Genomic DNA, 10,999 nt, shown 5'->3' with positions numbered 1-10,999 from the left:
AGCGCAATCGTATCGTTGGCGTGTTTTCGCGCATGGTTCCCGGTCAGCGCCTCGATGCGGCGCACGCCCGAAGACACCGCGCTTTCGCCGGTCACCGAAATCAGGCCGATATCGCCGGTGCGTCGCACATGGGTGCCGCCGCACAGTTCCACCGACCAGCCCAGCGCATTATTGCCATGCTCGCGCGCGGTCTTGCCCATCGACACCACGCGCACCTCGTCGCCATATTTCTCGCCGAACAGCGCGCGGGCGCCGGCATCGCGGGCGTCATCCACCGCCATCAGTCGCGTGGTGACCTCGTCATTCTCCAGCACCACCGCGTTGGCGATGTCCTCGATGCGGCTTAATTCCTCCGGCGTGATCGGCTTCTGATGCACGAAATCGAAGCGCAACCGGTCCGGCGCCACCAGCGAGCCGCGCTGCGCGATGTGGTCGCCGAGCACCTGCCGCAACGCTTCGTGCAGCAGATGGGTCGCGGAGTGATTGCGTCGAATTGAGGAGCGGCGCTCATGATCAACTGCAAGCACCAAAGTTGTACCAGCTTCTAACTTACCTTCCTCAACTGTGCCAAAGTGTACGATTAGATCGCCAGCCCGTTTTTGCGTTTCGGTAACGCGAAAGCGCACGCCCTCGCCTGTCATAACGCCGGTATCGCCGACCTGACCGCCCGACTCGGCGTAGAATGGGGTTTGATTTAGTAGTACTGCTCCACTTTCACCTTTCTCTAGAGCGAGCACTTGCTCTCCGTTCTTGGCGACGTAGAGCACAATCCCTTCTGCTTGTTCCGTTTCGTAGCCGAGGAAATCCGTAGCACCCTGTAACTCGCGAGCGGTAAACCAAAACGCATCGGTCGCAGCTTCACCGGAACCCTTCCAAGATTGACGCGCCTTTTCGCGTTGACGTTCCATGGATTGATTAAAACCATCGATGTCGACGCCAATATTTCGAGCTTTAAGGGCATCCTGTGTCAGGTCGAGGGGAAATCCAAAAGTGTCGTAGAGCGTGAAGGCGATATCGCCTGGCAGCACCGGCTTACGCGGTACAAAGCCTTCTATCTCCGGCAAGGGTGGTTCGACGGAATATTTGGCTTGAGCTTCGATATTTGCAATGGCGTCGTTCAAAATCACCAAGCCGCGATCCAGCGTCCTCCGAAAGCTTGTTTCTTCATGCTTGAGGATATCTTTAATGGAATCTTCATTGTGTATTAGCTCGGGATAGGCTTGCCCCATCTCACGCACAAGCGTTGGAACCAGCCGGTACATCAGTGGATCCCTAGCACCCAGTAACTGAGCGTGCCGTATCGCGCGGCGCATAATCCGGCGCAGCACGTAGCCGCGGCCATCCTTTGCCGGCAGCACGCCATCGGCGATCAGAAACGAGGACGCGCGCAGATGGTCGGCGATCACGCGTAGCGAAGCCTTTTGCTCGCCCTGCGGATCGGCGCCGGTCAGTTCCGAGATGGCACGGATAAGAGCGACGAACAGGTCGATATCGTAATTGTCGTGCTTGCCCTGCAGCACGGCCGCGACGCGCTCCAGCCCCGCGCCGGTATCGATCGACGGTTTCGGCAGCGGATTGCGCACACCCGGCGAAACCTGCTCGTACTGCATGAACACGAGATTCCAGATCTCGATGAAGCGGTCGCCATCCTGCTCGGGCGAGCCCGGCGGGCCGCCCCAGATCTTGTCGCCATGGTCGTAGAAGATTTCCGAGCACGGTCCGCACGGGCCGGTGTCGCCCATCTGCCAGAAATTGTCGGAGCCGGCGATGCGGATGATGCGGGAGTCGGGCAGGCCCGCGATCTTCTTCCAGAGATTGAACGCCTCGTCGTCGTCGACATAGACCGTGGCCGTGAGCTTGTCCTTGGGCAGACCGAATTCCTTGGTGACCAGATTCCAGGCGAGCTCGATGGCGCGGTCCTTGAAGTAGTCGCCGAACGAGAAATTGCCGAGCATCTCGAAAAACGTGTGGTGCCGCGCGGTATAGCCGACATTGTCGAGATCATTGTGCTTGCCGCCGGCGCGCACGCATTTCTGCGAGGTGGTGGCGCGCTGATAGGGGCGCTTCTCGACGCCGGTAAAGACGTTCTTGAACTGCACCATGCCGGCATTGGTGAACATCAACGTCGGATCGTTGCGCGGCACCAGCGGCGACGACGGCACGATGTCGTGACCGTTCTGCGCAAAATAATTCAGGAATGTCGACCTGATTTCGTTAACGCCGCTCATATCGATCCAATCGCAAAACCGTCGGGAATCAGTTGGGAACCCGGTTCATTTCCCGTGCCCGGCCGCACCGCTTTTAGACAAGCGTGCCAGCGCTGTCCAGAAAGTGTGCAGCGGATCAGAGGCTTGCCGCACCAGCGTAAAACCTTTGCAAAGTCCTTGGATAGATGCTGCAGCTGCGTTGACAGGCTTGCTGCAGCCGTGTTTTCCTCCTATCTGTTCGAGACAGTCACGTCGGGAGAGATCGGCTTAAGTGCCGGCGCCGAAGGAGCAACCGCCCCGGAAACTCTCAGGCAAACGGACCGCGTGACTTTGACAGCATCTGGAAAGAGACGCCGAAGGGCCCATACCCTGACGCGTCCGCCGACGGGATAATACTCTCAGGCACAGCGACAGATGGGGCTTCGACGGGTTTTCGGGGAATCATCCCCGCAAAACCGCGAGGGCCCCGTGATGCTTGCGCGCGACGACCAATCTTCGCTGGAATCTCAGCTGAAACGCACGCCTTTGCATGCCCTGCACGTCGCCCGCGGCGGCAAGATGGTGCCCTTTGCCGGCTATGACATGCCGGTGCAATACCCGGCCGGCGTGCTGCGGGAACACCTGCATACCCGAACCGGCGCGGGTCTCTTTGATGTGTCCCATATGGGCCAGATTGAGCTGCGGCCGAAATCCGGCCGGGTCGAGGACGCCGCTTTGGCGCTGGAGCGGCTGGTGCCGCAGGACATCCTGGCGGTTGCGCCGGGACGGCAGCGCTACGCCCAGTTCACCAACGATTCCGGCGGTATTCTCGATGATCTGATGGTGGCGAATTTCGGCAGCCATCTGTTTCTGGTGGTGAACGCCGCCTGCAAGGCCGAAGACGAGGCGCACCTGCGCGCCCATCTGTCGGAGGCCTGCGAGATCGAGCCGCTGGCCGATCGTGCGCTGATCGCGCTGCAGGGGCCGAAGGCCGAATCGGTGCTGAGCAGGCTTTGTGCCGACGCCGCCGCGATGCGCTTCATGGATGCGGGTCCGCACCGCGTCAACAACATCACGTGCTTCGTCTCGCGCTCGGGCTACACCGGCGAGGACGGCTTTGAGATTTCCGTCCCGGCGCAGCACGCCGAATCGCTCGCCACGGCACTGCTGGCCGATAGCGACGTGCTGCCGATCGGGCTCGGCGCGCGCGACAGCCTGCGGCTGGAAGCCGGGCTTTGTCTTTATGGCCATGACATCGACACCTCGACGACGCCGGTCGAGGGCGCGCTGGAGTGGTCGATCCAGAAGAGCCGCCGCAACGGCGGCGCCCGCGCGGGCGGTTTTGCCGGCGCCGAAAAAATTCTCGCGCAATTTGAGACCGGCGCGCCGCGCCGCCGTGTCGGATTGAGGCCCGAAGGCCGCGCGCCGGTGCGCGAGGGCGCGCCGTTGTTCGCCGACGCAACGTCCGCCGAACAGATCGGCGCGGTCACATCCGGCGGCTTTGGCCCTAGCCTCAACGCGCCGGTCGCGATGGGCTATCTGCCCTCGCCGCACACAACGATCGGCGGCCGGGTGTTTGCCGAACTGCGCGGACAACGGTTGCCGCTGCAGATATCGCCGATGCCTTTCGTTCCCAACAATTACAAACGCTGAAGGACCTGTCATGACGACGCTGTTCACCTCCGATCACGAATGGCTCCGCATCGAGGGCGACGTCGCCACCATCGGCGTCACCGATTATGCGCAGTCGCAGCTCGGCGACGTCGTGTTCATCGAACTGCCGAAGGTCGGCCGCAGCCTCAAAAAGGCCGAAGCCGCCGCCGTGGTCGAATCGGTCAAGGCGGCCTCCGACGTCTACGCGCCGATTTCCGGCGAGGTCACCGAGATCAACAGCGCGCTCGCCACCGAGCCCGCGCTGGTCAATTCCGACGCCGCCGGCAAGGCGTGGTTTTTCAAACTGAAGATCGCGGACAAAAGCGAACTCGACGGCCTGATGGACGAGGCCGCGTACAAGGCACATACGGCTTGATGAAGAAGAACGCCGCCAAACCTGCAGTGTCATCGTCCGCGAAGGCGGACGATCCAGTACGACGTGCCGTTTCGGTTTTATTTCGATGCTGGTGATTACTGGATGCCCCGCCTGCGCGGGGCATGACGAGAAATAGAGGGAAGCCTTATGAACGCTCCGCTGAAGCACGCCACCGAACCCGCCACGACCTTCGTGCGCCGCCATATCGGCCCCTCGCCCCGCGATGTCGCGGCGATGCTGGAGAGCGTGGGCGCCAGGAGCCTCGGCGAATTGATGGCGCAGACGCTGCCTTCGCCGATCCGCCAGAAGGCCCCGCTCGATCTCGGCACGCCCTTGAGCGAGACCGAGGCGCTGGCGCATATGAAGCAGCTCGCGTCGCAGAACCAGGTTTTCACCTCGCTGATCGGCCAAGGCTATTGCGGCACGATCCTGCCGGCGGTGATCCAGCGCAACATCCTGGAAAACCCGGCCTGGTACACGGCCTATACGCCGTATCAGCCCGAGATCAGCCAGGGCCGGCTGGAAGCTCTGTTCAATTTCCAGACCATGATCTGCGATCTCTGCGGCCTCGACGTCGCCAACGCCTCGCTGCTCGACGAGGCCACCGCGGCGGCGGAAGCGATGGCGCTGGCGGAACGCGCGGCGAGCGCCAAAACCAGATCGTTCTTTGTCGATGCCGAGGTGCATCCGCAGACGCTGGCGGTGCTGCGCACCCGCGCCGAGCCGCTGGGGTGGAAAGTGATCGTGGGCGATCCCCTCGCCGATCTCGACCGTGCTGACGTGTTCGGCGCGCTGCTGCAATATCCTGATGCATCGGGCGCGGTGCGCGATTTGCGCCCGGCCATCACAGCACTTCACGCCAGGGGCGCGCTGGCGATTGTCGCGGCCGATCTGCTGGCGCTGACGCTGCTGGCTTCTCCCGGCGAACTCGGCGCCGACATCGCGATCGGATCGGCGCAACGCTTTGGGGTGCCGATGGGCTATGGCGGGCCGCACGCGGCCTATATGGCGGTGCGCGACGCGCTGAAGCGGTCGCTGCCCGGGCGCATCGTCGGGCTGTCGATCGATTCCCGGGGCCAGCCGGCCTATCGGCTCGCGCTGCAGACCCGCGAGCAGCATATCCGGCGCGAGAAAGCCACCTCCAATATCTGCACCGCGCAGGTGCTGCTGGCGGTGATCGCCTCGATGTACGCGGTCTATCACGGTCCGGAGGGACTGACCCACATCGCCCGCACAGTGCATCGCCGCACCGCCGTGCTGGCGGCGGGATTGCGCCAACTCGGTTTTGCACTGAGGTCCGAAGCGTTCTTCGACACGGTGACGGTTGGCGTCGGCGACAAGCAAAATGCAATCGTCGCGCGCGCGCTGGCCGAGAACATCAACCTGAACATCGGCGACGGCACGCTCGGCATCGCGCTCGACGAAACCACCACGCCTGAGATCGTCGAAGCGGTGTGGTGGGCCTTCGGCGGCGAACTGGCTTACGCGGATGTTGAAGCCGGTATCAGCGACGCGTTGCCCGCGGCGTTGAAACGCCATAGCGCCTTCCTTACCCATCCGGTGTTCCACCTGCATCGCTCCGAGACCGAACTGCTGCGCTACATGCGCAAGCTCAGCGACCGCGATCTGGCACTCGACCGCGCCATGATCCCGCTCGGCTCCTGCACCATGAAGCTCAACGCCACCTCCGAGATGATCCCGCTGACCTGGCCCGAATTCGGCGCGCTGCATCCGTTCGCGCCGCGCGCGCAGGCCGCGGGCTATCACGCGCTGTTCAAACGGCTGGAACAATGGCTGTGCGATATCACCGGCTATGACGCGATCTCGCTGCAGCCGAATTCCGGCGCGCAGGGCGAATATGCCGGGCTGCTCGCGATCCGCCTCTATCACGCCGCGCGCGGCGAGCCGCATCGCAATGTATGCCTGATCCCTTCTTCCGCGCACGGCACCAATCCGGCCTCCGCCAGCATGGCCGGCATGGAGGTGGTGGTGGTCGCGTGCGATGCGCGCGGCGACGTCGACGTCAATGATCTCCGTGCCAAGGCGGCGCAACATGCGGCCAAGCTCGCGGCCATCATGATCACCTATCCCTCGACCCATGGCGTGTTCGAGGAGCATATCAGCGAGATCTGCGACATCGTGCATGGCCATGGCGGGCAGGTCTATCTCGACGGCGCCAACATGAATGCGCAGGTCGGGCTGGCGCGGCCCGGCGATTACGGCGCCGATGTCAGCCATCTCAATCTGCACAAGACGTTCTGCATTCCGCATGGCGGCGGCGGGCCCGGCATGGGACCGATCGGCGTCAAGGCGCATCTGGCCCCGTTCCTGCCGGGACATCCGCTGACCGGTGGCGAACATCGGGCGGCCGGGCCAGTGTCGGCGGCGCCGTTCGGCTCGGCGTCGATCCTGACCATTTCCTACATCTATATTCTGCTGATGGGCGGCGAAGGCCTGACGCGCGCGACCGAGATCGCGATCCTCAATGCCAATTACATCGCAACAAAACTCGATCCGCATTTTCCGGTGCTGTACCGTAATGCCAAGGGCCGCGTCGCGCATGAATGCATCGTCGATCCCCGCCCGCTCAAGACATCGAGCGGCGTCACCGTCGACGATATCGCCAAGCGGCTGATCGATTACGGTTTCCACGCGCCGACCATGAGTTTTCCGGTGCCGGGCACGCTGATGATCGAGCCGACGGAATCTGAATCCAAAACCGAACTCGATCGCTTTTGCGACGCCATGATCGCGATCCGGCGCGAAATCGCCGAGATCGAAGGTGGCCGCTGGAAGGTCGAGGCCTCGCCGCTGCGTCACGCGCCGCACACCGTGCACGACATTGCCGACGATGCCTGGGCCCGCGCCTATTCCCGCGCCGAGGGCTGTTTCCCGGCGGGCACGTCGCGCACCGATAAATACTGGTGTCCGGTGGGACGGGTCGACAATGTTTATGGCGATCGCAATCTGGTGTGTTCGTGTCCGCCGGTTGAGGATTATGCGCAGGCGGCGGAGTGACACGGTAGCGCTCCCGAATCGTTTGTCGTCAGGATCAAACGCGTCATGTCAGTGCTCGCGCTGGCTTCATGGCGCGACCAGGACCGGATCAAGGCGCCACAGGCGATCATTGGTCAGATGGGTGCCGCCCCACCAGCGATCGATCGGATTGTGGCGGCTGAAGTCTTCCTTGTGCGCGACAACCGCTCTGCCGAAGTCTGTCAGGGACAGCACGCTTCGTAGGTACGCCGTGTGTCGATCCCGCAAGTTTTCTCGGCTGAGCGTTCGTAGCTCCTCGGCGAGACCGGCCACCGCAGGCATCGGACCATGCGCAAGCCCATCAAGCAAATAGCCGTGTTCGAACTCACCAAAGATGCGCGTCCGTCGCAGGCTGCGAAGATGGAAAAGCGCATTCGTCAAGGAATATCCCCGCGCGATCAGCTCGAGCATCCGCATTTCCGTGGCGCCAAGCCCGGTCGAACGGAAGGGAAGCTCTCTCAGCAGATCGGTCAAAGCGGGCCTGAGCAGCGGCAATGCGCTCAAATCCCCGCTGAGCAGATCAAGGCAGCCTTCCGGGGTCGCCGCCCGATACGCCTGCCAGACTGCGCTCGCCGTCGCGAGTTCCCGTTCGGTGACATCGATAGCGGGCGGCTGACCAAATTGAAGCCCGATCATGTCCTGATTAACAAGACGCAACTTCAACCTGCCGACGGTCTGCGGATGCGATCGAAAATAATCGAGCAGCCAGGCCAGTTGCAATTGAGCATTCGGTTGTGTGTCGAACCATAGTTCGACGGTCTCGAACTGCTGGCAGAACTCGGCCAACCCCAGATCGCTGCTATCCTCGTTTTTGCTTTGATCCCATCCGCAGGCGAAATCCGACCAATGACGGCCGGGGCCGTGATCGGGCGTGCAGGCGCCGAGATAGCTTGCGAGTTCATCCGGAGACGGCAACGGCCCCCAGACAAAGCGAAAGGCGAAATCAACCGCCAGATCGGCGAAGCCCGACCTGATAAATTCCAGATTCGCACGACTGGTCAGGATCAGAGGCTGCATAATCCTCTCCGCTTTACGCAAAACAAAAACGGGCGCCGGGAACGTCGGCAACTCAACGTCCGCGGCGCCCGCTGTGTCGGAACTCAAGGGCCAGAGGCCCAGGTCCGGAAGAACTCAATCCTCTGCGGGCTCCTCTTCGCCCTCGGCGTCGCGCTCGGGGCTGCCGGCCAGGATCTGCTCGGCGATCAAGCCGGAGTTCTGGCGGATCGCCGCTTCGATCTTCGCGGTCATGTCAGGGTTGGCTTTGAGGAACGCCTTTGAGTTTTCGCGGCCCTGCCCCAGACGCTGGCTGTCATAGGAGAACCAGGCGCCGGACTTCTCGACAATGCCGGCCTTGACGCCGAGATCGAGAATTTCACCCATCTTGGAAACGCCCTCGCCATACATGATGTCGAATTCGACCTGCTTGAACGGCGGCGCCAGCTTGTTCTTCACTACCTTGACGCGGGTCTGGTTGCCGACCACCTCGTCGCGCTCCTTGATCGCGCCGATGCGGCGGATGTCGAGGCGGACCGAAGCGTAGAATTTCAGCGCATTGCCGCCGGTGGTGGTTTCCGGCGAGCCGTACATCACGCCGATCTTCATCCGGATCTGGTTGATGAAGATCACCATGGTGTTGGACTTGTTGATCGAGGCGGTGAGCTTGCGCAGCGCCTGGCTCATCAGCCGCGCCTGCAGGCCGGGCAGCGCATCGCCCATCTCGCCTTCGAGTTCGGCCTTCGGCACCAGCGCCGCCACCGAATCGATCACCAGCACGTCGACCGCGCCGGAGCGCACCAGCGTGTCGCAGATTTCCAGCGCCTGCTCGCCGGTATCGGGCTGCGAAATCAGGAGCTCATCGATATTGACGCCGAGCTTGCGGGCATAGACCGGATCGAGCGCATGTTCGGCATCGATGAAGGCGCAGATGCCGCCCTTCTTCTGGCCCTCGGCCACCGTATGCAGCGCCAGCGTGGTTTTCCCCGAGGATTCCGGCCCGTAAATTTCCACCACCCGGCCGCGCGGCAGGCCGCCGACGCCAAGCGCAATGTCGAGCCCGAGCGAACCGGAGGAAATGGTCTCGATATCCATCGAGCGGTCGTTCTTGCCCAGCTTCATCACCGAGCCCTTGCCGAACTGGCGCTCGATCTGGGAGAGCGCGGCGGACAGGGCCTTGGTCTTGTCCATGGAAGATCCTTCGACGATACGCAGGGCAGTAGCGGACATTGGGTGGTGCTCCTTATGGCGGGGATTCGCTAGCGGGACAAAGGGGGCAAACGGGTGAATCAGCGATCGATGGAACAATGTACCCTATTTGTTCCAGGTTCGCAATATGTTCTTTTGATTTTGGGGGTACTGGCCTGTTTTAACCCCTAGTGGCCTAGTTTGATTTTGGCAGTGGCCGGTTTTGAAAAACCGAGACTCCCGCCTATGGGTAGGAGGTGCACCATGATCAGACGACGACCCCGAGGCGAAACTTCGCTCTCGAAGGCAACCTATGACCATAAGAGACCACGGTTCGACCCGCCTTCCCCGGTGCGCCTTGAAGCGGCCACCGCACTAGTAGCGGTGGAATGCGCAAATCAGCGGGCCGTCCATAAAGAGGTAACCGCATCAGGCAGCCTAGCTAACTGGGCGGTTATCAAATTGGGGGTTCCCCCAGAGCAGCCAAAGCCCGCGTTTAAAAGACGGTTCTGATAGCTGGAGGCCGCCTCAGTTGGCGGCCTCTTTCATTTTATAAGCCCTTCCCCGTGTCAGGTTCATCGTCCGCAAAATCCAGGGCAAGCTGTGTAGGTTTGCCATATGGGGGATGAAGTCGGTCGAGCTTAGCTTTGAAGTCGTACCAATCGTTACTCAACTTCATGATCGTCACCACCGAGCCTATATGCTCGCGAAGTTTTGGGTAGCCGACATTCGTTGTGAGCCACTGGAAGTATTTATGCTTACGGCGACCGCTCTCGTGTTTAGGGTTCACCTGTTTTAGTTCGTCCAGCACACCCGGAGCGATACGATCATAGACAATGTTACAGGCTCAGCGGAGGCATCCGGCATCCCCTGCGTGATGGCTTTACGGCTTATGCCGCGCTCTCCCCGGCGACCGGGCTTTGTTGTCACCGTCGCCTCGCGCACACGTGCGCGAGACTTGAACGCCAGCGTCGGGGCGTCAGGACCACGCGGTTTTGCCGTACGCTCAAACGTCGTTCGTCCTGCGCGCCTCCCAATCACGGGGTTCACTCGCCCTGTGACCGCGACTGCGCGCCGACGCTCTTGCGTCCACCACATCCCGTCCCGCGTTCGTGACGACGCGCGACCGCCCCTCTTGCCGGAACGAGACGGCAGCAGTTAGCCAATGATTTGCGGTTGGCATGAAGCGGAATTTTGCCCGTCGTGCCAATCTGCCGCATCCCGACGGGCAAGCGCGGCCTCCCAGGCGATCCAGAGCAACACGTTTCGACCAGCTACGTCGAGCGGCAGAACCTTTCGCTGCGAATGAGCGAGCGTCGGGCACGTTCTTACGGCACGTCGCCGGGCCGCCTCAGTCCCTAATTCAGGGAATCGCGATGGTGAGCCCCGTGGTCACACCGACCGCTTGCTCATGGCCCCTGTTGAACGAGACGCTATAGGTGGGCTCCCCGCCCCATGCGTGATGTCTTCAAGGCAGACAAATGCATGGAGAACGGCATTGCCCGGCAAACAACCCAAGTTCCAATCTGCTGACGTCATGGCTGGCCTGTATCTCGGCATCGCCGTT

Annotated in this window: 7 protein-coding genes, 1 pseudogene and 1 riboswitch; of the genes and pseudogenes, 4 read left to right on the top strand and 4 right to left on the bottom strand. The window is 62.1% G+C overall.

Translation table 11 applies throughout. The annotated features are described in order from the left end of the window. Positions 1-2,228: alanine--tRNA ligase (alaS, locus tag ABR948_RS23105; protein ID WP_428122505.1), on the bottom strand; the 2,228-nt coding region annotated here is incomplete at its 3' end. A gap of 222 nt (positions 2,229-2,450) precedes the next feature. Next, a riboswitch (glycine riboswitch) is annotated at positions 2,451-2,539 on the top strand. A gap of 139 nt (positions 2,540-2,678) precedes the next feature. On the opposite strand from alaS, the gene gcvT reads away from it, so the two are divergent. The 3 genes from gcvT to gcvP all read left to right on the top strand — a co-directional run bounded on the left by gcvT (position 2,679) and on the right by gcvP (position 7,233). After that, a complete protein-coding gene (gene gcvT / locus ABR948_RS23100) occupies positions 2,679-3,839 on the top strand; it encodes a glycine cleavage system aminomethyltransferase GcvT (RefSeq protein ID WP_428122510.1) in 1,161 nt (386 codons plus the stop codon). Between the two features lie 10 nt (positions 3,840-3,849). Further along, entirely contained in the window at positions 3,850-4,215 is a 366-nt protein-coding gene (gene gcvH / locus ABR948_RS23095; protein ID WP_428122503.1) for a glycine cleavage system protein GcvH, read from the top strand. Between the two features lie 147 nt (positions 4,216-4,362). Next, positions 4,363-7,233, top strand: a complete 2,871-nt coding sequence (gene gcvP / locus ABR948_RS23090; RefSeq protein ID WP_428122501.1) for an aminomethyl-transferring glycine dehydrogenase — start codon at positions 4,363-4,365, stop codon at positions 7,231-7,233. 66 nt (positions 7,234-7,299) lie between these two features. On the opposite strand, the gene ABR948_RS23085 is transcribed toward gcvP, so the two are convergent. The 3 genes from ABR948_RS23085 to ABR948_RS23075 all read right to left on the bottom strand — a co-directional run bounded on the left by ABR948_RS23085 (position 7,300) and on the right by ABR948_RS23075 (position 10,270). Further along, positions 7,300-8,268, bottom strand: a complete 969-nt coding sequence (locus ABR948_RS23085; protein ID WP_428122499.1) for a hypothetical protein — start codon at positions 8,266-8,268, stop codon at positions 7,300-7,302. A 114-nt stretch (positions 8,269-8,382) separates the two neighbouring features. Next, the gene (gene recA, locus ABR948_RS23080; protein ID WP_428122497.1) at positions 8,383-9,474 is read right to left on the bottom strand and encodes a recombinase RecA; all 1,092 of its coding nucleotides are present in this window, start codon (positions 9,472-9,474) and stop codon (positions 8,383-8,385) included. A 508-nt stretch (positions 9,475-9,982) separates the two neighbouring features. After that, complete coding sequence (locus ABR948_RS23075) at positions 9,983-10,270, bottom strand: P63C domain-containing protein (RefSeq protein WP_428122508.1); 288 nt, start codon at positions 10,268-10,270, stop codon at positions 9,983-9,985. A 392-nt stretch (positions 10,271-10,662) separates the two neighbouring features. Here ABR948_RS23075 and ABR948_RS23070 point away from each other — a divergent pair. Beyond that, positions 10,663-10,752 (top strand): annotated as a pseudogene (locus ABR948_RS23070) (IS1 family transposase); the annotation flags it as partial. Positions 10,753-10,999: the final 247 nt, after the last annotated feature.

This window comes from Bradyrhizobium sp., from assembly GCF_050014615.1.
GTDB lineage: Bacteria > Pseudomonadota > Alphaproteobacteria > Rhizobiales > Xanthobacteraceae > Bradyrhizobium.
Note: the sequence above shows the minus strand (reverse complement) of the source record. Positions and strands in the feature narration are given on the sequence as shown.